The organism is Kiloniellales bacterium (assembly GCA_030066685.1).
In the GTDB taxonomy this organism is placed as follows: Bacteria; Pseudomonadota; Alphaproteobacteria; order Kiloniellales; family JAKSBE01; genus JAKSBE01.
This window is the reverse complement of the sequence record JASJBF010000053.1, coordinates 1-22,523: the sequence shown is the minus strand read 5'-3', so window position 1 is coordinate 22,523 and position 22,523 is coordinate 1. Positions and strand designations below refer to the sequence as shown.

Genomic DNA, 22,523 nt, shown 5'->3' with positions numbered 1-22,523 from the left:
GTGCCGGATGACCGATTCTGCCCGGAGGCCTTTTCGGTCGATTTCTTCCGGAGAAGAAAATTTCAGCAAGTCCCGACAAATGGACCGATCCTGACAACTGCCCTCTGTAGCCGCTAATCATCTGGCTTTTTAAGCAATTGTAAGTGATTGCCATTGCGTAATTAATTGCGATTCCCAAGATCCTTACCAGGGGCCATAGCAGCCGGCGCGAACAGGGAATTGAACATGTCCGTTTTCAGCTCACCCGATTTCGACAACCACGAGCAGGTCGTCTTCTGCCACGACGAGGCCAGCGGCCTGAAAGCCATCATCGCGATCCACAACACCAACCGCGGCCCCTCGCTCGGCGGCTGCCGCATGTGGCCCTATGCCAGCGAGGCGGAGGCGGTGACCGACGTGCTGCGCCTGTCGCGCGGCATGACCTACAAGTCGGCGCTGGCCAAGCTGCCCTACGGCGGCGGCAAGTCGGTGATCATCGGCGATCCGCGCCTCGACAAGTCGCCGGCGCTGTTCCGCGCCATGGGCCGCGCCGTACAGCGCCTGGCCGGGCGCTACATCGTCGCCGAGGACGTCGGCATCTCGGTGCCCGACGTCGAGCTCATGCAGCAGGAGACCCGTCACGTCGCCGGCACCACGGCGGGCGGCGCGGGCGATCCCTCGCCGGCCACCGCCTACGGCGTCTACATGGGCCTGCGCGCCGCGGTGCAGCACAGGCTGGGCCAGAACGAGCTCGACGGCCTGACCGTCGCGGTCCAGGGCCTGGGGCATGTCGGCTACTACCTCTGCAAGCACTTGGCCGAGGACGGTGCCCGCCTGGTCGTCACCGACATCAACGAGGCCGCGGTCCAGACCGCCGTATCCGAGTTCGGCGCCGAGCGGGTCGCTCCGGAGGAGATCTACGCGGCCGACTGCGACGTCTTCGCGCCCTGCGCCCTGGGCGCGGTGATCAACGACGACACCCTGGCGTTCCTCAAGGCCAAGGTGGTCGCCGGCTCGGCCAACAACCAGCTCCACGAGCCGCGCCACGGCGAGATCCTCAAGCAGCGCGGCGTGCTCTACGCCCCGGACTACGTGATCAACGCCGGCGGCGTCATCGACATCAGCCACGAGGGCCGCGACTACGACAAGGACAAGGCCTTCGCCCACGTCGCCGAGATCCACGACACCCTGCTGGAGATCTTCCGGCGCGCCGAGGCCGAGAACATCCCGACCGGCGAGGCGGCCGACCGCATCGCCGAGGAGCGCTTCCGCCAGCCCGAGCCCCACAACTCGGCGGCGGCCTGAACAAAAAAAGGCGACCCCAGAGGTCACAGGCGAGACGGAAACGGCCGGGCACTGCCCGGCCGTTTTCTTTTCGGCCTTCGTCTTTTCTGTATCATGGCCGCCATGGTCGAGACCCTGGTCACCGCCTTCGTCACGCTTTTCGTGGTCATCGACCCGATCGGGATCGCCCCGATCTTCGCCTCGATCACCCCCAGGGACACCGCGCCGCAGCGCCGCCAGATCGCGGTCAAGGGCGTCGTCATCGCCGCGGTCATCCTGGTCGCCTTCGCCCTCGGCGGGCAGCTTCTCCTGACCGCCATGGGCATCGGCCTGCCGGCCTTCCAGATCGCCGGCGGCCTGCTCCTGCTCTTGCTCTCGATCGACATGGTGATGGTGCGCCACTCGGGCCTGCGCGAGACCACGCCGGGCGAGGCCGAGGAGGGCATGCAGCGCGCCGACGTCTCGGTCTTCCCCCTGGCCATCCCGCTGATCGCCGGGCCCGGCGCCCTGACCTCGATCGTCCTTCTGATGGGCGCGGCCCAGGACCAGCTCGCCGCCCAGGGCGCCATCCTGGCGGTGATGCTGGCGGTCCTCGCCATCACCTTGCTCTGCCTTCTGGCGACCGTCCGCCTGTTGCGCGTCCTCGGCCAGACCGGCATCAACGTGCTGACCCGGGTCTTCGGCATCATCATGGCCGCCCTGGCGGTCCAGTTCATCCTCGACGGCCTCGGCGCGGTCTGGCCGGGGGCGTAGCGGGGACTCGACCTCGAGGACAGCTATCCGAAAAACATCAGCGGACACGCCCTGCGCCGGCTCGCCGGCGAAGACTTCGACATGACCAACTCGATGGTGATCGACGTCTGCGTCCGAGCACCGATCTTCCGCGCCAGCCCGGATCGGTCAAGTCACGGGCTCACGTTCGCGACGACGGTGTCGCCGCTGTGCGCTCAGTCTTCACCGAGATACTTGACGCGGAACTCCTCATCATAGTAGCGCCCATCGATCTTGAGCGCGCGGCGTTCGAGCCCGAAAGGTTCAAAGCCCATCTTCTCGTAGAAGCGCCTGGCGCGCTTGTTCTCCACGATGACGGAAAGAAGGACCTGCTCGACCGTGCCCTGCGCGTGGTCCAAGACGGCCCCGACCATCGCCTCGGCCAGGCCGGTGCCCCTGGCATCTTCCTTGACGAACATGCCCCACATGATGCCCTTGTGGCTGATCTTCGGGTTTCTGAGCGGAAAGAAGCCGACGAAGCCGTAGAGTTCGTCGCCGATGAAGCCACCGAACAGCGCGTACCGGCGCAGACGTTGTGCGAAGGCGTCCAGAGGCAGCTCCGCAGCACTCTCGTAGGTGGACTGAAAGGACTCGGGATGACTTTTGAGCGCCTCCAGACGGATCTCGCGGAACCCTTCGGCGTCGTCCTCCGTTAAGCGTCTGACCTGGATATCCATGGCTTGCCTCCCGACGTAGCGCTCACCGACAATCCCAGTCGGCACCCTCTCGACGTCCCCAGCTTTTTGCTGAAAAACAATAACACGGGCGGGCTGCGGAAGAATCCAGCTTCAGCCCGGCAGCGCGCATCGGAACTACCGTCCAGTCATGGAACCGGACTGCCAAAGACAGGTAGAAGCACTCGTATCCCTGTGGCATACGATGGCTTTCGGCCTGCTTGGCAAGCGCAACGTTCCGTTTGGTTTTCCTGACAAAGATCAGCCGAACGCAATAGCCGATCGAAACCGAGACGGAAATCGCGGCGATTGAAAGGAGTAAGAAGGGGTAGAAGATCCCGAACGGAAGCGGGGCCGGATCGGCGAAGTACCCATTCGCAAGACCGAACAGCCAGATCAAGGCGCCAGATCCGATCCCGACGGTCAGGATGATTCTGTGCTTCATCGTGCTCCCATCGGTCAAGCGCTCGGACGTGACCGGCCGCCTTTGGCGGTTGCATTCGGCAACGTTCCGGCGACGCAGCGGCGGCCCTGCATAAGCCCCAAAGGATGTTAACGCGCGCCGGTTGCGGCGCCTAGCAGCTCGGCGGAAGCGTCGATCGGTCGGAAACTCGTCGTAGAGCGCGGATCGGTTCGACGCGATTGCGTTGGGTGACCTCCGGCCCCGGTGGCTGGACGCCGGCGGCCTCTAGTCGGATTGACCTCTCATCGTTTGGGAGGGACGAGCCGCTTCCTGGCCTGCCAGAAGTCCAGGTGTTGCCCGTCGCCAAGATCCTTCGAGCACGCCTGGACGATCTCGTATCCGAGGCCTTGGTAGAACCTCCTGGATGGCAGCGAAACGCTGAGCGGGGATTACCTCGCGCCGCTTGCCCTTGCCTGGTCCTCCAAGGCTTTCATCAGAGCCTTGCCGAGCCCCGCTTGCTGGTGCTTCGGATGGACAAAGACCGCGAATATCTCGCGATCGACCAGGCTTCCTGTTGCGATGAGTTCGCCGGACCGCGCCGCAACGAGAACGGTTCCGACCCGACCTCGCTCCATGATCTTCTCTTCGGCGTGAAACTCCTTGAAGAACGCCACGGCGCGAGGCGGGTGGCCTCTGAATAGCTGACATCAATTGTTTGGCAAATCAGCTGCCGCAAGGACTCGACGTCTGAGGAACGGAAATGACGAATCTCGATCTGCGCTGGCGTGGTCATGATTGCGGCCCACATTCAAAGCCCGGAACCAAGATATCTGCCCTCTCCGCAGCTGGAAGACCCGCCGTTCGTCACCGCGCGCCAACGCCCGTGTCCGCGGCGGGCTCGACGTATCCGGCCAGTCGTTCCAAATCGTGGAGGGCGGCGATCAGGATTTCGGCGTGGCAGTCCGGTTCTGCGTCGTAAAGGGTGTCGCAATAGAATGCGGGGCGCAGCTTGAGGACGAGGCCCTCGAGGCCGCCGGGACGGGCCCGCGCCAAGGCCTCGGTGGCAAGCCGCTCGAGCGCGGCAAGTTCGTCGTAGCGGCCCCGGTATTCGGGCCGATTCTGGTAGGCCAAAGGCCCGCACCGCCGTTCCGTCGCGTCGATCCAGTCGATCAGGGCGGCATTGGCCCGACGATAGCGAACGGCAAGGGCAGCGATCCGGGCGTCATCATCGGCGCCCGTGGCAAGGCCTGGGAAGGCTCCGACGGCGGATATGCCTGAGGCGGCCGCGCCGCCGGCCAGCAAGGAACGTCGGGGAAGTTTCTTGCCAAAGGTCGGTTCCGCCATGACCGGACTCTCACAGACTGTATTGTGTTCCGGCGCACAAGGGCTGCGCGAAGGCCCGTCGACACCGCGTCCTTGTCGCCCGGCCGAATGTTGAGGCCGTCCGACAAATTATTTAATATCAAATAGGATGACTGATCGAACCCGTCTAGTCAATCATTTAATATGACACCAAATGATTTGCCCATAACCGCCGATCAATGTCGGGGCGCCAGAGGTCTGCTCAACCTCTCTCAATCGCAAGTCGCCAGGTCGGCCCATGTCGCACAGTCGACGATCGCAGATTTCGAACGGAGCGCCCGAATCCCGACCTACAACAACCTGCTGGCGATCCGCACCGCCCTGCAGTCCGCCGGGGTCGCGTTCATCGCTGCCAACGGCGGCGGGCCGGGCGCGAGGTTACGCAAAGGGCCGAACGTCGAGGGAGCGAAGGACGCGGCGATCTCACCTGATCAATACCGGACCGGCCGCCCCGGCCTGGAAGAGGGCGGGGCCGAGTTCATCCCGGCGCACGGTGGCACGGTGGCGGCGATCTCGCCGGAGCAGTGCCGGGCCGCCCGCGCGGTCCTGAAGCTGTCCCAGACAGAGCTGGCCCGCGCCGCCGGCCTTGGCCGGTCGACGCTCGCCGACTACGAGCGCGCCACACGGACGCCGACCAGCGAAAACCTCGCCGCCATCCGCGTGGCCCTCGAAGGCGCCGGCATCGCCTTCATCGATCCCGACGGAGGCGGCCCCGGTGTGCGCTTGCGGGCCTGACCGAGGGTGCTGCTCGATCTGAGGGGCCGCCCCTTTGCCTCTCCCAGCGCCGCCGATCCGCAGATCGTCGCCGGACAGCCGGTCGCGAAGCGCGCCGCCAGGCTCCGTACCGCCTTCGGGTTCGGGTGGTCCTCGAAGGGCTGGACGCACGTCAGCGCGGCAGTTCCTCCAGCGACATCAGGGAGGCGTTGCCGCCGGCGGCGGTGGTGTCGACGCTGAGGGTGCGTTCGGTGGCGAAGCGGTGCAGGTAGTGCGGGCCGCCGGCCTTGGGGCCGGTGCCGGAGAGGCCCTCGCCGCCGAAGGGCTGCACGCCGACCACCGCGCCGATGATGTTGCGGTTGACGTAGGCGTTGCCGACCCTGAGGCGGCGGTGGATGTAGTCGACCGTCGTGTCGATCCGGCTGTGGATGCCCAGGGTCAGGCCATAGCCGGTGCCGTTGATCGCCTCGATCACCCGGTCCAGGCCGTCCGAGGGATAGCGGATCACGTGCAGGATCGGCCCGAAGACTTCGCGCTGCAGGCGGCTGAGCGCGTCGATCTCGAAGGCCGCGGGGGCGACGAAGGTGCCGGCCGCGCAGTCCTCGCCGAGGCGCGCCTCGGCGACCAGACGGCCCTCCTGGGTCATGCGCTTGACGTGGGCCTGGAGCATGGCCTGGGCCTCGCCATCGATCACCGGGCCGATGTCGGTCGCGAGCCAGGCCGGGTCGCCGACCTTCAGCTCGTGGAGCGCGCCGGAGATCATCTCCAGCATCCGGTCGGCGACGCTGTCCTGCAGGAAAAGCACCCGCAGCGCCGAGCAGCGCTGGCCGGCGCTCTGGAAGGCCGAGGCGATGACGTCGCGGGTCACCTGCTCGGGCAGGGCCGTGGAGTCGACGATCATGGCGTTCTGGCCGCCGGTCTCGGCGATCAGCGGGACGATCGGGCCCTCGCGCGCGGCCAGGGCCTGGTTGATCAGGCGCGCGACCTCGGTCGAGCCGGTGAAGGCGACGCCCGAGATGCGCGGGTCGGCGACCAGGGGCGCGCCGACCTTGGGGCCGTCGCCCGGCAGCAGGTGCAGGACCTCGCCCGGCACGCCGGCCTCGTGCAGCAGGCGCACGGCGGCGGCGGCGATCAGCGGGGTCTGCTCGGCCGGCTTGGCGATCACCGCGTTGCCGGCGGCCAGGGCCGCGGTCACCTGGCCGGTGAAGATCGCCAGCGGGAAGTTCCAGGGCGAGATGCAAAGGAAGGTGCCGCGGCCGTGCAGCGCCAGCTCGTCGCGCTCCCCGGTCGGCCCCGGCAGGGCCAGGGGGGCGGCGAAGTCCTCGCGCGCCTTGAGCGCGTAGTAGCGGCAGAAGTCGACCGCCTCGCGGATCTCGGCGATGGCGTCGTTGACCGTCTTGCCCGCCTCGCGGATGCAGAGCGCGACCAACTCGGCGGTCTTCGCCTCGTAGAGATCGGCTGCGCGGTCCAGGCAGGCCGCGCGGGCCTCGGCCGGGGCGGCGTCCCAGGCCGGCGCCGCTTCGGCGGCCAGGGCCAGGGCCCGCTCGATGTCGGCTTCCGAGGCCTCGGTCACCTCGCCCACGACCTGACGGCGGTCGGCCGGGTTGTGGAGGTCCCGGGCGGCGCCGTGGCGCTCCTGCCCGCCGACGATGGGCCCGGCCTGCCAGGGCTGGGCCGCCGCCTTCGCCGCCGCCGTGCCCAGCGCCGCCAGGGCCGGCACGTCGGAGAGATCGAGGCCGCGCGAATTGCGCCGCGCCGCGCCGTAAAGGTCTGCCGGCAGAGGGATGTTGGGATGGGGGATCCTGTCCCAGCCGCGGACCTTGGCGATCGGATCGGCGACGATCTCGGCGATCGGCAGCTTCTCGTCCTGGATGCGGTTGACGAAGGAGGTGTTGGCGCCGTTCTCCAGCAGGCGGCGGACCAGGTAGGCCAGCAGGTCCTCGTGGCTGCCGACCGGGGCGTAGATGCGGCAGGGCACGCCCAGCTGGCTCTCCTCCACGACCTGCTCGTAGAGCGCCTCGCCCATGCCGTGGAGGCGCTGGAACTCGTAGTCGGCGCTGTTGCCGGCCCGCTCCATGACGGTGGCCAGGCTGTGCGCGTTGTGGGTGGCGAACTGGGGGTAGAAGGCCTCGGGGTCGGCCAGCAGCTTCTTGGCGCAGGCCAGGTAGGAGACGTCGGTCGAGGCCTTGCTGGTGAAGACTGGATAGCCGGCCAGGCCCTGCTCCTGGGCGCGCTTGACCTCGGTGTCCCAGTAGGCGCCCTTGACCAGGCGCACCATGAGACGGCGCTCGTGCCGATGCGCCATCTCGGCCAACCAGTCGATCAGCGGGGCGCCCCGCTTCAGGTAGGCCTGCACCGCCAGGCCGAAGCCGTTCCAGCCGGCCAGCTCCGGATCGACCGAGACCGCCTCGATGACGTCGAGGGAAATGTCCAGGCGGTCGGCCTCCTCGGCGTCGACGGTGAGGCCAATGTCGGCCGCCTTGGCGTCGGCGGCGAGCCGCTTCAGGCGCGGCACCAGCTCCGCCATGACCCGGTCGCGCTGGGCGAAGAGGTAGCGCGGGTGCAGGGCCGAGAGCTTGACCGAGATTCCGGGCGCCAGGATCGGCCCCTTGCCCTGGGCGGCCTTGCCAATGGCGGCGATGGCGCTGCGGTAGGATGCGAAGTAGCGCTCGGCGTCGGCCAGGGTGTAGGCGGCCTCGCCCAGCATGTCGTAGGAGTAGGTGTAGCCCTTGGCCTCCAGCGGCTTGGCGCGCTCCAGGGCCTCCTCGATGGTCCGGCCCATGACGAACTGCCGGCCCAGGATGCGCATGGCCTGGGTCACCGCGCCGCGGATCACGGGCTCGCCGCTGCGCGCCACGACCCGGCGCAGCACGTCGGCGAGGTCGTCGGTCTGGCCCTGGTCCAGGCGGATCACCCGGCCGGTCAGCATCAGGGCCCAGGTCGAGGCGTTGACGAAGAGCGACTCGCTCTGCCCGAGGTGGGCCTGCCAGTCGGCCTCAGCGAGCTTGTCCTTGATCAGCCGGTCGGCGGTGTCGGCGTCGGGCACCCGCAGCAGGGCCTCGGCCAGGCACATCAGGACCACGCCCTCGCGGCTGGACAGCTCGTATTCGTTCATGAAGGCGTCGATGCCGCCCTGGCCCAGGCGTCGCCGGCGCACCTCGTCGACCAGCTGGGTCGCGCGCTCCTCGACTCGTCTGCGCGCCGGCGCCGGCAGCTCGGCCTCGGCCAGCAAGGCCTCGACGACCTCGGTCTCGTCGGCGTGATAGGCGGCGCGCAAGGCCTGCCGCAGGGGCGAGACCTCGGCGAGTGCAGGATCGATGAGCATGGTCGGGGCCTTCGGACCTCTGTGAGCCGCAGGGACTCCGACAATCTAAAGCTTGCCCCGATCCGGTGGAAGGGCCGTCCGCATTGGAATTCCGGACGGCGACCGTCGGAGCTGGCGCCCAGAAGTCCGCGAAAGGCTCACGATCGGGGCGGAGCTACTGCGCCTCTGCCAAGTCGTAAGCGAAGGAGGCCAGGCTCAAAGCGCGAGCGTAGCGGTCGTCGCTGGCCTCGGCCTGGCGGATCGCTTCTTGCATTACTTCGGTCGCGCGGTCGAGCAATGACCTTTGCTCGACACCTTGGACACCGGCACTCAGCTTCACGAAAGCCCTGGAGGCAACCCGGAATCTCTCCAAGATATCGGTCAGCCGCTCGGCATGGTCGAGCGCTTCCGCGTAACGCCCGTCCCTGACGGCCTTAAGCCCGGGCCAGAAGAACCGTTTGCCTTGATGCTGCTGCGCTATGTCTTGGCCGAAGATCTCTTCCATGGTTTCGAACCCGAAGCTCCCGTAGACGGAGGACGCCAGGTCCTCGACAGCCTGACGGCGTTTTTCCTGGCTCGCTTGTCCATCGATGAAGGCCTTGGCTTCGAGCAGGAGCTCTCTGGCACGGGCCTCGCTCAAGCGTCTGGTCTTGGCGGCAAGGTAGACCAGGGTTTCGGCCCGATGAAGCGGGTGCTCGAGGCTGTGGACTTCTTCTGCGTAGGCAGCGAGGACCTCGCGCAGATCCTCCAGGAAGCCCTGTCGGCCCAGCTCCGATGCGATTTCTCCCAGCGCTTCCCGTCTGGGGTTTCGCGGCAGGGGTGGCAAGTCGGGCGGCTCCGGATCTTCGTCCTGCAACAGCAAAGGCGCGAACCCGCGAACTCCTCCGATGCCAGGCGGCCGGCGGTCCGGGCTCCGCGGCAACCCGACGGCGATGTCGAAAGCCTGTCGGAGGGTGTTGCGAGCGCGTTCACGATGGCCCGCCTTGGCTTCCAATCTGGCAAGCCTGATCAGGGGGTCGACGGCGGGAGTGGCCGACACCCAGCTCGCCGCCAGCGCCCGATGACTTTGCAGCGCGTTCGAAGCGATATCCTCTCGACCAAGATCCCCGGCCAGATTGTAGACGTCCTTCAGGTGAAGCAGCTGCAGGTCGCTGTCCGAGAGCCCAGCCGTCAGGGTAAGGACCCGCCGCAAAGCCCAGCCGCCCAGACGTGCGTCCGCTTGGAGGACCGCCCGCTTCGCAGTCTCCTTCAGGGTCTGGATCTGCCAGCCGGGCGTCTCCTGGGTCGCCAAGATTCTCTGGCCCTCTGAGTGCCGGCCGGCAATGAAAAGCGCGGCAACGATCGACTGCGTCGATATCGCGTCGTAGTTCGCGCGCTTGCAGTGCGATCGGCCCCTGTCGGAACGCTCTTCGAGGCAGGCCTTGCGTTCTTCCTGCTCTTTCGCCAATGCCCGATCCAAGACGGACAATCCGCGCTCGATTTCACCGATCTCGATCCAGTTCCGGGCGAGGATGAAGAGCCAGCGGCGGTCGAGGCGTTCGAGGTCCCGGCCGACCGACGAGAGAACCTGCCTGATCGCTTGCCTGTCGCCGGCTTTCCGCAACCCATCGAAGATGACCTCCCGCAGGTTGAAAAGGCAGCGCCAAGCGATGTTTGGCTCCTCTAGGATGGCGATCGCCTCCTCGGCCATGCCGGCACGCCCGACGGCCGTCGCGATCGTGCACTCAACCTCGCGGCGGTGTTTTTCGACTTCGATCTCGTCCGCAGCCTCTCGCGCCCGCGCGAGCAGGCAGCTCACGGTCGGCGCCTCGGCACAGCTTGACGCGGCCTCGACCCGCGCGGCTTGGTTCGGCGCGACTTCGCCGCCGGGGTGCCAGAGGCGCAGGGCGATCACGGCCAGGATCAGGCCGATACAGATTCTCTCGATCGTCGGCAGGGGCAGCTTCATAGCCCGAGAAGGCTAGCACCGCTCCTTAAGCTTTTTCCTACCACGGGTTGAGGTGCCGGAAGGCGGCGCTTCCTTGGCCGCCTAAGGCGTCATCAGAGCAAAAATCTTGCTTTTCAGCCCTCTGCGACAGGCAGGGCGACCTCGTTGCGGCGCAGGAAGAGGAGAGTCCAGGGCGGGTCGTAGAAGAAGGCGATCGTCTCGCCATCGGGACGCCAGGAGGTGGTGTTCAGAACCTTGCGCAGGGCGATTTCCTGGGTATCGACCGCAGCCGCGCCGCGCCGGCCGGTGAAGCGGCGGACCGCCAGAGTCTGGCCCGGCACGGTCAGGATCCGCACCCGGGGATCCTCGGGAGCCGGCGCGGTCGCCTCGGTCAGGCCGGCCGGCAGGAAGAAACGCATGGTCAGGCGGCCGCCCTCGCCCGACGTCGTCTCGACCGGGGCGGTCATCGCGATCTTTCCGCCCTCGGACTCGGCGGAAACCTCGACGGGGGCGGTCATGGCGATTTCCTGTTGCGCGCGGTTGGCACCGAAGATGTAGGCGGCGAGAATCCGGAAGGCGGCGTTCCTCGCATCGCCGTCGTCGCTCGCCTCGACGTCGACTTCGGCGGCCAGCCGCGGGCCGTAGCGGCGCACCTCGACCGCTTCGCCCAGCTCCGCGACCACCTCGTAAGAAGGCTGCTCGGTGCCCGAGCGGATGCCGAAGACGGAGCATCCGGTCAGCAAGATCGTGCCGGAGAGTAGGACGGCCCAGCGCAGCATGCGGTCACTCCTGGTCGGACGCATGATTTCGGTCATGGGGTAAATACGTCGTCGGGGCGGCGGCGGATTGCGCCGCCCCGCTCAGACCACGACTCCCAAGGCCGCCTGGGCCTCGAGCACCGCCTGGTAGCGGAAGCAGTCGTGCAGGTGGTCGTTCACGATCCCGACCGCCTGGAGGTAGGAATAGACGGTGGTCGGGCCGACGAAGGAGAAGCCGCGCGCCTTGAGGTCCTTGCCGATCCGCTCGGAGAGCGGCGTCGCCGCCGGGACCTCGGCGGTGGTCCGCCAGCCGTTGTTGACCGGCAGGCCGTCGACGAAGCGCCAGATGTAGGCGTTGAAGGAGCCGAACTCCTCCTGGATCGCCAGGAAGCCCTTGGCGTTCTTGACCGTCGCGGCGACCTTGCCCCGGTGGCGGACGATCTCGGCGTTGTCGAGGATCTGCTCCTGCTTGAAGTCGCTGAAGCGGGCCACCTTGGCGGCGTCGAAGCCGGCGAAGGCGCGCCGGTAGCCCTCCCGCTTGGCCAGGATGGTCAGCCAGCTGAGCCCGGACTGGGCGCCCTCCAGGATGATCATCTCGAAGTGGCGCCGGTCGTCGGTGACCGGCAGGCCCCACTCCCGGTCGTGGTAGTCCCGCTCGAGATCGTTCTTCTCGGCCCAGCTGCAACGCGTCATGCAAGTCTCCTCCAGGTGAGTGTCGTGGTCCCGGGCGGTCAATGGAAGTCCCGGGAGCGGAACAGGCGCAGGTTGCGGGGATGCCGGCCGAGCTCGCTGTTCCGCGGATCGCGGCCGGGGCGCTTGACCTCGTCGGCCCGGGCGTAGGGCGGATCGAAGAGGTCGCGCGCCGGGGTCGCCAGGTCGGCGAGCCAGGCGGTCTTGTCGATCAGGCGGTCGGCGATGACGTGGATCACCAGGCCCTCCTTCTGCAGCTTGCCCTCGACCGCGACCAGGCTGGCGCCCATGACGATGGCCCGGAAGCGCTGGAAGACCTTGGGCCAGATGACGGTGTTGGCGATCCCGCCCTCGTCCTCCAGGGTCGCGAAGATGACCCCGCTGGCCGTCCCCGGGCGCTGGCGGACCAGGACCAGGCCTGAGACCTTGACCCGGGCGCCGTCGGCCAGCTCGGCCAGGCGGGCGTTGGGGATCACGCCCTCCGCCGCCAGCCGCTCGCGCAGGAAGGAGACCGGATGCGCCTTCAGGGAGAGGCGCAGGCTGCGGTAGTCGTCGACCACCTGCTCGGGCAGGCCCATGGCCGGCAGGGCGACGGCCGGCTCCTCGCCCTGCTCCTCCTCCCCGGCCGCGGCGAAGAGCGGCAGGGGCGCGGCCTCGGGCAGGCCCTTGACCGCCCAGAGCGCGGCGCGGCGGTCGAGACCCTGGGAGCGGAAGGCGTCGGCCCGGGCCAGGGCCTCCAGCGCGCGGGTCTTGAGCCGGCTGCGGCGCCAGAGCTGCAGGGGATCGGCGTAGCCGTTGCCCCGGGCCGCGACCAGGGCCTGGCCCTCGGCCTCGGCCAGGCCCTTGGCCTGCCGGAGCCCCAGGCGCAGGGCCAAGCCGCCGGCACCCGCCGAGGGCTCCAGGGTGCAGTCCCAGTCGCTGAGATTGACGTCGAGCGGGCGGACCTCGACCCCGTGCTCGCGGGCGTCGCGGACGATCTGCGCCGGGGCGTAGAAGCCCATGGGCTGGCTGTTCAGCAGGGCGCAGGCGAAGACCGCCGGATGGTGGCACTTGAGCCAGGAGGAGACGTAGACCAGCAGGGCGAAGCTGGCGGCGTGGCTCTCCGGGAAGCCGTAGGTGCCGAAGCCCTCGATCTGCCTGAAGCAGCGCTCGGCGAAGTCGCGCTCGTAGCCGCGCGCGGCCATGCCCTCGATGAACTTGTCGCGGAAGGTGTGAATGGTCCCGACGTGGCGGAAGGTCGCCATGGCGCGGCGCAGGCGGTCGGCCTCCGAGGGCGAGAACCCGGCGGCGACGATGGCGATCTTCATCGCCTGCTCCTGGAACAGGGGCACGCCCAGGGTCCGGCCCAGGACCTGGGCCAGCTCCTCGGAGGGATAGGTGACCGGCTCCTGGCCGTTGCGGCGGCGCAGGTAGGGGTGGACCATGTCGCCCTGGATCGGCCCCGGGCGGACGATCGCGACCTCGATCACCAGGTCGTAGAAGCTGCGTGGCTTGAGCCGGGGCAGCATGGTCATCTGGGCTCGGCTCTCGACCTGGAACACGCCGAGGGAATCCGCCTTGCAGAGCATGTCGTAGACCGCCGGGTCCTCGGCCGGGATGCTGGCCAGGTCGTGGTGCTGGCCGAGGTGCCGCGCCATGAGGTCGAAGCCCTTGCGCAGGCAGGTCAGCATGCCGAGGGCCAGGACGTCGACCTTGAGGATGCCCAGGGCGTCGAGGTCGTCCTTGTCCCACTCGATCACCGTGCGGTCCGGCATGGCGGCGTTCTCGATCGGCACCACCTCGGACAGCGGGCCGCGGGTCATGACGAAGCCGCCGACGTGCTGCGAGAGGTGGCGGGGGAAGCCGATCAGCTCGCGGGTCAGTTCCAGGGTCTGGCGCAGGCGGCGGTCGCCGGGGTCGAGGCCCAGCTCGCGGATCCGGGCCTCGTCGATGGCCTGCTCGCTCCAGCCCCAGACCGTGCCGGCCAGGGCCGAGACCGTGTCGGCGGAGAGCCCCATGGCCTTGCCGGCCTCGCGGATCGCGCCGCGGCTGCGGTAGCAGATCACCGTCGCCGCCAGGCCGGCCCGGTCCCGGCCGTACTTGTCGTAGACGTACTGGATCACCTCCTCGCGGCGCTCGTGCTCGAAGTCGACATCGATGTCCGGCGGTTCGTTGCGCTCGGCGCTGACGAAGCGCTCGAACAGCAGCTCGACCCGCGCCGGATCGACCGAGGTGACGCCGAGGCAGTAGCAGACCGAGGAATTGGCGGCGGAGCCCCGGCCCTGGCAGAGGATTCCGCGGCTCCGGGCGAAGCGTACGAGGTCGTAGACGGTGAGGAAGTAGGGCGCGTAGCCGAGGTCCTCGATCAGCGCCAGCTCGTGGGTCACCGTCGTACGTACGTTCTCGGGTACGCCCTCCGGGAAGCGTTCGGGCGGATAGCGCTCCCGGGCGCCCTGCCAGGTCAGGTGAACGAGCTCCTCCTGCGGGCTGCGGCCCTCGCTGGTGGTCTCGTCGGGGTACTCGTACTTCAGCTCGTCGAGGGAGAAGCGGCAGGCCTCGGCGATCTCCAGGGTCCTTGCGACGGCCTCGGGATGGTCGCGGAACAGCCGTGCCATCTCAGCCGGCGGCTTGAGGTGCCGCTCGGCGTTGCTCTCCAGGCGGAGGCCGGCCTCGTCGATGGTGCAATGTTCGCGGATGCAGGTGACGAGGTCGAGCAGGGGCTTGCGCCCGGGATGGTGCAGGCGGACGTCGTTGGTCGCGACCAGGGGCACGGCGCCGGCCCGGGCCAGGCCGGCCAGGCGCGCAAGGCGCGGCCGGTCGTCGCCCCGGTAGAGCATCCGGGCGGCCAGGTAGCAGGACCCGGCGGGGACCTCCCCGGCGAAGGCCCGGAGCTGCCGGGCGAAGGCGGCGTCGGGGACCTCGGGCGGCAGGACGATGAAGACTTGTCCGCCAGGGCCGCCGGGGGCCGCGGCCAAGATGTCGGCCAGGGTCAGATGGCAGTCGCCCTTCTCGGCCCGGCGCTTGCCCAGGGTCAGCAGGCGGGACAGCCGGCCGTAGGCGGCCCGGTCGCGGGGATAGCAGAGGATCTCCGGCCCGTCCCGGGGCACCAGGCGGGCGCCGACCAGCAGGCGCAGGCCGGCCTCCTTGGCGGCGACGTGGGCGCGCACCACCCCGGCCAGGGAGTTGCGGTCGGCGACCCCGAGGGCGGCCAGGCCCAGGGCTGCGGCGGCGGTCGCCAGCTCCTCCGGGTGCGAGCCGCCGCGCAGGAAGCTGTAGTTGGTCGTGACCTCGAGCTCGGCGTAGCCCGCTGCTCCATTCATTTCCGGGTGACCGTGCTCACGCCCAGACCCTCAGGCGAAGAGGCCGTGCAGGTACCAGCGCCCCTCGGCCCGGTAGACCCAGTAGCGGCGGCCGTCGTCGTCCTCGACCCGGAAGTAGTCGCGGGCCGGCTCGGCCGCCTTGTCCGGCTCGGGATGCCACCATTCCGGGCTCAGCCGCTCCGGCCCCTCGGCGGCGGCGACCCGGTGCAGCAGCCGGCGCCAGCGGAACTGGGCCGGCGGATGGTCGGGCAGCAGCGCCAGGGCCTCGATCGGCTGGGCCCGCGACAGGAGCCGCAGCGGCCGGGGCCGCGCCGGGCGCCGCCAGGCTGCGGTCGGGGCCGCGGCCGGCGCTTCCACTGGCGGCGCCGCGGCCACCGCCCGCTCGGGGACATGGCTCTCGCGCGGCGCTTGCCGGGCGACCTGGGCGGCGCCCAGGCGGTTCACCAGGCGGTCGACCACCTCGCCCAAAGCTTCGGGAGGGGGCGCCACGGGTGGGGCCGCCTGGAGAGCGGGCGCCTCCGAGGCCGGGGCCGCTTCGCGCGTCCGGTCCGGGCAGAGCGCGGTCCCGAAAGCCGGGGGCTCGGCCTTCGGGACCACCGCACCCCGGGCCGATAGGCCGGCGGCGCAGGGCAGGACGCTCTGCAGGGCGGTGAGCGGCTCGGCCGCCGTGGCGGCCAGGGTCATGACCTCGACCCCGAAGCCGGGATCGACCCGCTCCAGGCGCTGGGCGAAGAGCCGCTTGAGGTGCTGGGGCTCGCGGCTCGGCCGGCTGGTGCCGAGCCTCAGGCGATTCAGGCTGCCGTCGGCCCGGTAGAGGGTGAAGACCAGGCGCCGCGCGCCCTGGCCGCGTTCCTCCAGGCGGCGGCAGAGCGCCAGGATTAGGGCCTCCAGGCCCAGCGCGATGGCCTCGGGCGCGTCGCTCGGCTCCGGCAGGGCCAGGCGTTCGACGAAGGGCGGCACCGGGGTCAGGGGCGAGATCGCCTCGCGCGCCCGGCCCAGGGCCTGGGCCAGGCGGTGCGCGACCATGGGCCCGAAGCGCCGCGCCAGGCTGCCGGCGGGCAGATCGTAGAGGTCGCCGACCCGCCGCAGGCCGAGGCGCTCCAGCAGTTCGACCTGGCCGGGGCCCAGGCGCAGCGCCGCGACCGGCAATTCGGCCAGGGCCGCTTCGGCCGCGCCGGGCGGGACGACGCGGCCGGTGCCTTCGGACGGGCCGAAACGGGCGACCGCCCAGGCCAGGCCCGGGGTGTCGGCCAGGGCGGCGCGGGCGGTATAGCCCTGGCTTTCCAGGCCGGCGACCAGGGCCGCCAGCAGGGCGTCCTCGCCGCCGAAGAGATGGGCGCAGCCGGTCACGTCGAGCAGCAGGCCGGCCGCCCCGCCGCCGTCGCAGCCGCTGCGGTCGGGGGCGATCCAGGGGGTGAAACGGCCGCACCAGGCGGCCAGGGCCGAGAGGGCCCGGAGGTCGGCCGCGGGATCGTGCTCGGCGGTCTCCAGGTCGGGCCGGATCGCCCGGGCATCGGCCAGGGGCAGCCCCGGCGCCAGCCCGGCCGCCGCGGCCCGGGCGTCGACCGCCGCCAGCAGTAGGCAGCCGCGCTCCTGGCGCAGCAGGACCCGGGGCCTAGCCGGCCCGGCGGGCTTGCGCGGCGCCTCGCCCCGGGACCCCTGCCCCCGGATTTCCCTCTGCCTCACCCGGTCGGTCGCAAAACGGGGCAACCAGACTGAAATCACCCGTCGCATGATCCCACTCCATCAGAAAGTTTCCCGGTCGTCCGGCCCGGCAGCGCAGGAGCTCGACCCGCCAGCGCGGCCGCGGCTCGGCGATGCCGCTGTCCGGCAGGGCAGAACTGTCGGCCGGCAGCGCCGAAACCCGCCAGCGGGTCGCCGCCGCGATCGGCGCCGCGGCCCCCGGCCGGCTCCAGCGGCGCAGCAGAAAGGCCGGAAGTCCGCCGGATTCCGCCGCCAGCTGCAGGCGCCGGGCGGCGGTGGCCTCGAGCTCGGCGACCTCCGCCACCACCGCGGCCAGGGCGCCCGAGCGCAGACCCTCCTCCATGGCCCAGAGGACCTCGCCATCGCCCCTGGCCCGGCCCTCGATCAGGCGGCTCGGATCGAAGCCGAAGGCCGCCAGCCCGGGAGCGTAGAGATCGCCGCTCGAGGCCAGCCAGAGCACCGGCCCCGGTCGGCGGGCGGCGAGCCGGACCAGCAGGGCCAGGCAGAAGCCGGTCACGGGACCGTCGTCCCAGTCCGGCCTGCCCGGCGCGATCTCGTGCAAGGCGGCCAGGGGCAGGCCGCCGGCCGGCAGCGCGGCGTCCAGGGCAGGCAGGCCCAGGGCGAGGCCGTCGCACGCCGCCCGGCCGGCGCCACGCTCGAGCAGGCGGATCCGCGCCCGCAGCGCCTCGAGCCCCCAAGCTTCGCAGTCTTCCGGCAACTCCGCTTCGCAATTTTCCGGCCCCGACGGCATGATGTTCCGCTTTTGTTCTGTTCTATGTTTGTTCTACAAAGCCCGCCTGCCGGAGTCAAGTTACGGAGCCTGCCCCGGCGCTCCGCCCAGGTCCCTGGACAAGTCGGGCCCGCCTCGGGCAGCCTGCGGGCATGTCGAGCCAAGACCTCTACCAGGGCCGCTTCGCCCAGCTGGTCGGCTACCGGGTCACCGCCTGGCGGGACGACCACGCCGAGGTCAGCCTGGAGATCCGGGAAGAGCACCTCAACCGCAGCGGGGTCCTGCACGGCGGCGTCATGACCACCCTGATCGATTCCGCCTGCGGCTACTGCGGCTGCTACAGCCCGGATCCGGCACGGCCGCGCCGGGCCATGACCGTCTCGCTGACCTGCCACTTCCTGGGCCCGGTCCGCGAAGGCGACCATCTGACCGCCGAGGCGCGCCGGACCGGCGGCGGCCGGCAGCTTTTCTTCTGCGACTGCAAGGTCGTCAACCAGGAGGGCCGCCCGGTCGCCGAGGGCAGCGGCGTCTTCAAGTACCGCCGCGGCAGCGAGCCCGAGGCCGGTTAAGGCTTCGGCTTCCGCGGCATCGGCCAGGTGTCCGACAGGCGGTAGCCGGCAGGCCAGGGATCGTCGGGGTCGAGCAGGTACTGGTGGCTGCCGGTGATCCAGGCCCGCCCAGAGATCGAGGGCAGGATAGCCGGGCGGCCGCCGAGGCTGGTCTCGGCCTCGATCCGGCCCTCGAAGCGGGAGTCGATGATCGAGCGGGCGCGGAAGCCCTCGCCCAACTTCATCTTGCCGCGGGCGTGAAGCAGGGCCATGCGGGCCGAGAGCGCGGTCCCGGTCGGCGAGCGGTCGATCTTGCCGGGATCGATGCAGCAGGCGTTGCGGCCGCTCCAGAGACCGTCCTCCCGGCCTAGGGGGCCGGCGAAGAGGCAGAAGGAGATGTGCGACCAATCCGGGTTCTCGGGGTGCCAGAAACCGAGCTGCGCGTTGGCGGCCGCGGTGATCCGGGCGCCGGCCTCGGCCAGATCCCGCGCCTCCGCGGCGGTCAATTCGAAGCCCAGGGCCGCCGCGTCGACGACGACGAAGCTGTCGCCACCGTAGGCGGTGTCGACCGTCAAGCTGCCCAGGCCCTCGACCTCCAGCGCCGCGTCGAGCCGACCGACGAAGCTGGCGACGTTGCGGATCGTGATCCGCTCCGCCTTGCCGTCGCGGCAGGCCGCCCGGACCTCGATCACCCCGCCCGGCGCCTCCAGGTGGAAGCGGGTCTCCGGCTCAGTCATGGCTAGGATCCCGCTGTCCAGCAGCACCGTCGCGACGCAGATCGCGTTGGAGCCGGACATCGGCGGGGTGTGCATGGGCTCCATGATGATGAAGCCCATGGCGGCTCGCGGGTCCACGGCCGGAACCAGGAGGTTGACGTGGCGGAACACGCCGCCGCGCGGCTCGTTGAGCAGGAAGTCCCGCAGGCGCCCGTCCTCGGCGATCCAGCGCGCCTGCGCCCAGAGGGTTTCGCCCGGCGGCGGCGCCACACCGCCGACGACGACGTCGCCGACCTCGCCCTCGGCGTGGCAGCCGATGACATGGACCGCTTTGCTTGAGCGCATCGCCGAAATCCCGCTTGCCGCGTCCGACTCTCAAGCTCCTTAGAGCATCGGCGCGGCGAAGGCCAGAGCCGCTGCGCGACGGCTGACCTCAGTCCGGACCGGTCAGGAGCTCCCGCAGAAGGACCGCATGGGTGAGCGCCTCGTCCCGGGCGCCGAACAGCAGGGTCACCGTCTGGTGATCTCGCACAACCTGGCGCAGGTGTTCCAGCGCGGCCGTCCGCTCGGGAGCCTTCAGCTCCGCCCGGTAGCGGCGCGTGAACGCCGGCCAGCGCTCGGGATCATGGCCGAACCATTTGCGCAGCTCGGTCGAAGGCGCGATCTCCTTGAGCCAGAGCGCAACCGCGGCGGCCTCCTTGGCGAGCCCCCGGGGCCAGAGCCGGTCGACCAGCACCCGATAGCCGTCCTCCGGCGCGGGCGGCGCATAGACACGCTTGATCCGGACCATGACACCTCCAAGGGCTCGAAGTTGGAAAACGGATATCCATCATATCGACCGGCCTGAAACCGGGCACGGCGCCTCGAATGATGCCTGAAGCCGGTTGCCGCTTGGCGCAGTAGTCAGGGCACTCACGCGACTTTGAAGAGCCTGCAAGGGATTCGTGTCTTTCCGGCATTCCGCTCAGGTCTATGTCACCTCTCATGAGCAGTCGATCTTCGGGCGTCACAGCCGTCGTCGGCGGAGAGCAGATGAAGCCGCCGCAGAGGCACAGTGACTTGAAGCGGTCAGAGGCCGTCGCGCGCCAGGGAAGGCCCGGCATGATCTCGATCGTCGTGCCGACCTTGAACGAGGCGCAGCGCCTGCCGGGCCTCCTGGCGGATCTCGCCGCCGAGGCCCCGGCCCACGAGGTCATCGTTGTCGACGGCGGCAGCGACGACGGAACCGACGTCCTGGCCCGTGAGGCCGGCGCGCGCGTGCTACCCTCGCCGCCCGGCCGCGGCCGGCAGCTCGCGGCCGGTGCCGCGGCCGCGCGGGGCGAGATCCTGCTCTTTCTCCATGCGGACTCGCGCTTTCCCGCCGGCGGGCTGGCGCAGATCCTCGCGACCCTGGCCGCCCATCCGGCCCGACCGGGCGGCAACTTCCGTCTGGTCTTCGACGGCGACACGCCCTTCAGCCGCTGGCTGACCGGCTTCTACGCCTGGATCCGCAGCCTGGGCTACTACTACGGCGATTCGGCGATCTTCGTGCGGCGCAGCGCCTACGAGGAAATCGGCGGAATCCGCCGGATCGCGCTGATGGAGGACTACGACTTCACCCGGCGCCTGGAAAAGAAGGGCCGGACCTGCTGCATCGAGGAGCCGCCCCTGACCACTTCGTCGCGGCGCTTCGCAGGCCGCCGACCCGTCGCCATCGTCTGGGGCTGGATCGAGATCCACTTGCTGTTTCACCTCGGGATCTCGCCCGAAGTGCTAGCCCGGCGCTACGAAGCGCAGCGCCGCCGGGGCCGGAGGCGGGCGGCGGCAGACAAGGGCACAGCTTGAACCTCCGGCCAGCCGGCCGGACCGGCTCAGGCTGTCGCGATGGCGGCGGTGATGAAGTCCTTGAGCCAGGCCAGGGCTTCCTTCGACAGGCCCAGGCCGACGTGGATCGGACCGCGGTCGCTGGCGATCACCAGCTCGCGCCCGGAATTTCCGCGGGCCGGGCGGATGGCGATCGATTCGATCTCGTCCAGCATCAGTCCGTCCCGGCTGTGGCGGTTCAGCCGCAGGGCGTCGGTCACGGTAAGGCGGCGGCGGTCCAGGCTGATCTCGCGGCGGGCGGCCCGGTCCCGGACCAGCATGTAGCCTGGCAGGCCGCCGAACAGCAGGCCGGCGCCGAAGAGGACGACGGGGTTCTGCTCGTTGAAGAAGGCTCCAACCATCATGGCCGCCCCGGCGAGCATGAAGAGCGCCAGGAACCAGATCGGATAGCGGCCCGCCGTGATCACGACCTTGAGCGAGTCCGCGTCGCGGCGCTCGACGTAGAGGCCCCGGGGGGCCGCCGCTTCGGGATCGAAGGCATGGGTGATCTTGCCTTCCCCGACCAGGTCTTTCAGCGACTTGTCGAGGTCACCGTGGGCGCGCTCGACCACGCCGTCGGCCCCCGCCTCCAGCGCCGGCAGCTTTAGCCGCCGGGCATAGCCCTCCCAGCGCTCGCGCGGCCGCTCGGTCGTAGCCTTCACGTAGAGCAGGACGCACCGCTTGGGGTCTTCGTGGAGCAGCTCGACGATCTGATAGGTCGTGGTGCTGTTCTTGGTCTTGACGACCTCCTCGCGATGCAGGACGCCCTTGAAGGCCGTATAGGGCTGGTACCAGGACTCCGCGCCCCAGAGGCCCCGGCCCTCGACCTCGACGCCGTCGCCGCGGAACACGACGCTGCGCTTGCGCCGCAGGGTCGCGAGCCCGTGCAGGGCCATGCCGAGGCCGATCAGGGAAAAGGGCACCGCAAAAACGAGGACGAGGAGATCGTCTTGCCGCACCTCGGTGACCATGCTCCAGACGAAGAGGGTCCAGGCGGTGCCGAAGACGATCTGGACGACCGCCCCGGCACGCGAGGGCGAAAGGTCGACGGTCTGCGGCAGGGTCGAGAGGTCGACCTTGACGCGCACCGAATGCCAGTCCGTGGAGCCGACCTCCGCCATGCCCGTTCCTCCTCGAAGGGCCTCCACTCAAGCCTCATCGGGGCAAAATCCGGTTAACGGACCCTGACTTCACGGGGATTTGAAGCGTGCCCGGGCGGTCGGATCAGCGGCCCCGGAAGCGCGGCGGGCGCTTGGCCATGAAGGCCTCGATGCCCTCCCGGTAGTCGGCGCTGTCGCAGGCGCTGTAGGGCAGCTCGGCCTCGGCGGCGCTGAGCGGTGCCGGGTCTTCCAGGCGGTTCAGGCAGGCCCGGTGCAGGTGGGCGGCCAGGGGCGCCCCGGCCGCAATCCGCGCCGCGGTGGCGTGGACCTCGGCCTCGACCTCGGCGTCGGGCAGGACCCGCTGGACCAGGCCGCGGGCCCGGGCCTCGGCGGCGGTCAGGACCCGGCCCTCGAGCAGCAGCTCGGCGGCCCCGGCCCGGCCGACCAGGGCGACCAGAGCTTCGAGACCCGGATAGGGCAAGGCGTGGCCGATCCGGTTGATCGGGATGCCCAGGCGCGCGCCCTCGCCGCAGATCCGAATGTCGCAGAGCGCGGCCAGTTCCAGGCCGCCGCCGCTGCAGGCCCCCAGGATCATGGCGACGCTCGGGTGCCGGCAATGCTTCAGACCCTCCAGAGCCGGCTCCATGCGCTCGGCATAGGCCTTGGCCTGGGCGGCCGAGGCCCGGAGCGCCGGGAACTCGGCGATGTCGGCCCCGGC

20 protein-coding genes are annotated in these 22,523 nt (G+C 69.9%); 6 read left to right on the top strand and 14 right to left on the bottom strand.

Annotated features, from left to right (window positions below; all coding sequences use genetic code 11):
- Positions 1 to 225: 225 nt before the first annotated feature.
- Complete coding sequence (locus QNJ30_25945) at positions 226 to 1,284, top strand: Glu/Leu/Phe/Val dehydrogenase dimerization domain-containing protein (protein MDJ0946907.1); 1,059 nt, start codon at positions 226 to 228, stop codon at positions 1,282 to 1,284.
- Positions 1,285 to 1,386: 102 nt separating this feature from the next.
- Positions 1,387 to 2,016: a MarC family protein gene (locus tag QNJ30_25940; protein MDJ0946906.1), complete on the top strand. Its 630-nt coding sequence runs from the start codon at positions 1,387 to 1,389 to the stop codon at positions 2,014 to 2,016.
- Positions 2,017 to 2,210: 194 nt separating this feature from the next.
- Here QNJ30_25940 and QNJ30_25935 read toward each other — a convergent pair whose 3' ends face one another.
- Complete coding sequence (locus QNJ30_25935) at positions 2,211 to 2,711, bottom strand: GNAT family protein (protein MDJ0946905.1); 501 nt, start codon at positions 2,709 to 2,711, stop codon at positions 2,211 to 2,213.
- Between the two features lie 22 nt (positions 2,712 to 2,733).
- On the bottom strand, positions 2,734 to 3,153 hold the full coding sequence (locus QNJ30_25930) for a hypothetical protein (protein MDJ0946904.1): 420 nt from the start codon (positions 3,151 to 3,153) through the stop codon (positions 2,734 to 2,736).
- A 488-nt stretch (positions 3,154 to 3,641) separates the two neighbouring features.
- On the opposite strand from QNJ30_25930, the gene QNJ30_25925 reads away from it, so the two are divergent.
- Entirely contained in the window at positions 3,642 to 3,812 is a 171-nt protein-coding gene (locus QNJ30_25925; protein ID MDJ0946903.1) for a hypothetical protein, read from the top strand.
- 163 nt (positions 3,813 to 3,975) lie between these two features.
- On the opposite strand, the gene QNJ30_25920 is transcribed toward QNJ30_25925, so the two are convergent.
- On the bottom strand, positions 3,976 to 4,455 hold the full coding sequence (locus QNJ30_25920) for a hypothetical protein (GenBank protein MDJ0946902.1): 480 nt from the start codon (positions 4,453 to 4,455) through the stop codon (positions 3,976 to 3,978).
- 177 nt (positions 4,456 to 4,632) lie between these two features.
- Here QNJ30_25920 and QNJ30_25915 point away from each other — a divergent pair, with 177 nt between their 5' ends.
- Complete coding sequence (locus tag QNJ30_25915; protein MDJ0946901.1) at positions 4,633 to 5,208, top strand: helix-turn-helix transcriptional regulator; 576 nt, start codon at positions 4,633 to 4,635, stop codon at positions 5,206 to 5,208.
- Between the two features lie 151 nt (positions 5,209 to 5,359).
- Here QNJ30_25915 and putA read toward each other — a convergent pair whose 3' ends face one another.
- From putA to QNJ30_25880, 7 genes are all read right to left on the bottom strand, one after another.
- Positions 5,360 to 8,512: a bifunctional proline dehydrogenase/L-glutamate gamma-semialdehyde dehydrogenase PutA gene (putA, locus tag QNJ30_25910; protein MDJ0946900.1), complete on the bottom strand. Its 3,153-nt coding sequence runs from the start codon at positions 8,510 to 8,512 to the stop codon at positions 5,360 to 5,362.
- Between the two features lie 154 nt (positions 8,513 to 8,666).
- Positions 8,667 to 10,439 carry a hypothetical protein gene (locus QNJ30_25905; GenBank protein MDJ0946899.1) on the bottom strand — a complete coding sequence of 591 codons (1,773 nt, stop codon included), beginning with the start codon at positions 10,437 to 10,439 and terminating at the stop codon, positions 8,667 to 8,669.
- A gap of 113 nt (positions 10,440 to 10,552) precedes the next feature.
- Positions 10,553 to 11,197, bottom strand: a complete 645-nt coding sequence (locus QNJ30_25900; GenBank protein MDJ0946898.1) for a heme-binding protein — start codon at positions 11,195 to 11,197, stop codon at positions 10,553 to 10,555.
- 81 nt (positions 11,198 to 11,278) lie between these two features.
- A complete protein-coding gene (locus QNJ30_25895) occupies positions 11,279 to 11,869 on the bottom strand; it encodes a DNA-3-methyladenine glycosylase I (GenBank protein ID MDJ0946897.1) in 591 nt (196 codons plus the stop codon).
- Between the two features lie 38 nt (positions 11,870 to 11,907).
- Positions 11,908 to 15,165, bottom strand: coding sequence for an error-prone DNA polymerase (locus QNJ30_25890; protein MDJ0946896.1), 3,258 nt, complete (start codon positions 15,163 to 15,165; stop codon positions 11,908 to 11,910).
- 30 nt (positions 15,166 to 15,195) lie between these two features.
- Positions 15,196 to 16,851 (bottom strand): DNA polymerase Y family protein, encoded by a 1,656-nt coding sequence (locus QNJ30_25885; GenBank protein ID MDJ0946895.1) that lies wholly within the window; start codon positions 16,849 to 16,851, stop codon positions 15,196 to 15,198.
- Positions 16,781 to 17,587, bottom strand: coding sequence for a hypothetical protein (locus QNJ30_25880; protein ID MDJ0946894.1), 807 nt, complete (start codon positions 17,585 to 17,587; stop codon positions 16,781 to 16,783). Before QNJ30_25880 ends, QNJ30_25885 begins: the two co-directional genes overlap by 71 nt.
- A 164-nt stretch (positions 17,588 to 17,751) precedes the next feature.
- Here QNJ30_25880 and QNJ30_25875 point away from each other — a divergent pair, with 164 nt between their 5' ends.
- A complete protein-coding gene (locus QNJ30_25875; protein ID MDJ0946893.1) occupies positions 17,752 to 18,168 on the top strand; it encodes a PaaI family thioesterase in 417 nt (138 codons plus the stop codon).
- On the opposite strand, the gene QNJ30_25870 is transcribed toward QNJ30_25875, so the two are convergent.
- Positions 18,165 to 19,208 carry a proline racemase family protein gene (locus QNJ30_25870; protein ID MDJ0946892.1) on the bottom strand — a complete coding sequence of 348 codons (1,044 nt, stop codon included), beginning with the start codon at positions 19,206 to 19,208 and terminating at the stop codon, positions 18,165 to 18,167. The two genes, QNJ30_25875 and QNJ30_25870, sit on opposite strands and share 4 nt — an antisense overlap.
- Positions 19,209 to 19,296: 88 nt before the next feature.
- Positions 19,297 to 19,653 (bottom strand): DUF488 domain-containing protein, encoded by a 357-nt coding sequence (locus QNJ30_25865; protein ID MDJ0946891.1) that lies wholly within the window; start codon positions 19,651 to 19,653, stop codon positions 19,297 to 19,299.
- A 311-nt stretch (positions 19,654 to 19,964) separates the two neighbouring features.
- Between QNJ30_25865 and QNJ30_25860 the strand changes: the two genes are divergently transcribed.
- Positions 19,965 to 20,687 carry a TIGR04283 family arsenosugar biosynthesis glycosyltransferase gene (locus QNJ30_25860; GenBank protein ID MDJ0946890.1) on the top strand — a complete coding sequence of 241 codons (723 nt, stop codon included), beginning with the start codon at positions 19,965 to 19,967 and terminating at the stop codon, positions 20,685 to 20,687.
- 26 nt (positions 20,688 to 20,713) lie between these two features.
- Here QNJ30_25860 and QNJ30_25855 read toward each other — a convergent pair whose 3' ends face one another.
- On the bottom strand, positions 20,714 to 21,826 hold the full coding sequence (locus QNJ30_25855) for a hypothetical protein (GenBank protein ID MDJ0946889.1): 1,113 nt from the start codon (positions 21,824 to 21,826) through the stop codon (positions 20,714 to 20,716).
- A gap of 103 nt (positions 21,827 to 21,929) precedes the next feature.
- Positions 21,930 to 22,523: enoyl-CoA hydratase-related protein (locus QNJ30_25850; protein ID MDJ0946888.1), on the bottom strand; the 594-nt coding region annotated here is incomplete at its 5' end.

Bases quoted from the DNA above. Each gene is read 5' to 3' on its own strand.
- QNJ30_25945 (MDJ0946907.1), top strand. From the start codon at position 226: ATGTCCGTTTTCAGCTCACCCGATTTCGACAACCACGAGCAGGTCGTC.
- QNJ30_25940 (MDJ0946906.1), top strand. From the start codon at position 1,387: ATGGTCGAGACCCTGGTCACCGCCTTCGTCACGCTTTTCGTGGTCATC.
- QNJ30_25935 (MDJ0946905.1), bottom strand. From the start codon at position 2,711: ATGGATATCCAGGTCAGACGCTTAACGGAGGACGACGCCGAAGGGTTC.
- QNJ30_25930 (MDJ0946904.1), bottom strand. From the start codon at position 3,153: ATGAAGCACAGAATCATCCTGACCGTCGGGATCGGATCTGGCGCCTTG.
- QNJ30_25925 (MDJ0946903.1), top strand. From the start codon at position 3,642: ATGGACAAAGACCGCGAATATCTCGCGATCGACCAGGCTTCCTGTTGC.
- QNJ30_25920 (MDJ0946902.1), bottom strand. From the start codon at position 4,455: ATGGCGGAACCGACCTTTGGCAAGAAACTTCCCCGACGTTCCTTGCTG.
- putA (MDJ0946900.1), bottom strand. From the start codon at position 8,512: ATGCTCATCGATCCTGCACTCGCCGAGGTCTCGCCCCTGCGGCAGGCC.
- QNJ30_25905 (MDJ0946899.1), bottom strand. From the start codon at position 10,439: ATGAAGCTGCCCCTGCCGACGATCGAGAGAATCTGTATCGGCCTGATC.
- QNJ30_25900 (MDJ0946898.1), bottom strand. From the start codon at position 11,197: ATGCTGCGCTGGGCCGTCCTACTCTCCGGCACGATCTTGCTGACCGGA.
- QNJ30_25895 (MDJ0946897.1), bottom strand. From the start codon at position 11,869: ATGACGCGTTGCAGCTGGGCCGAGAAGAACGATCTCGAGCGGGACTAC.
- QNJ30_25890 (MDJ0946896.1), bottom strand. From the start codon at position 15,165: ATGAATGGAGCAGCGGGCTACGCCGAGCTCGAGGTCACGACCAACTAC.
- QNJ30_25875 (MDJ0946893.1), top strand. From the start codon at position 17,752: ATGTCGAGCCAAGACCTCTACCAGGGCCGCTTCGCCCAGCTGGTCGGC.
- QNJ30_25870 (MDJ0946892.1), bottom strand. From the start codon at position 19,208: ATGCGCTCAAGCAAAGCGGTCCATGTCATCGGCTGCCACGCCGAGGGC.
- QNJ30_25865 (MDJ0946891.1), bottom strand. From the start codon at position 19,653: ATGGTCCGGATCAAGCGTGTCTATGCGCCGCCCGCGCCGGAGGACGGC.
- QNJ30_25860 (MDJ0946890.1), top strand. From the start codon at position 19,965: ATGATCTCGATCGTCGTGCCGACCTTGAACGAGGCGCAGCGCCTGCCG.
- QNJ30_25855 (MDJ0946889.1), bottom strand. From the start codon at position 21,826: ATGGCGGAGGTCGGCTCCACGGACTGGCATTCGGTGCGCGTCAAGGTC.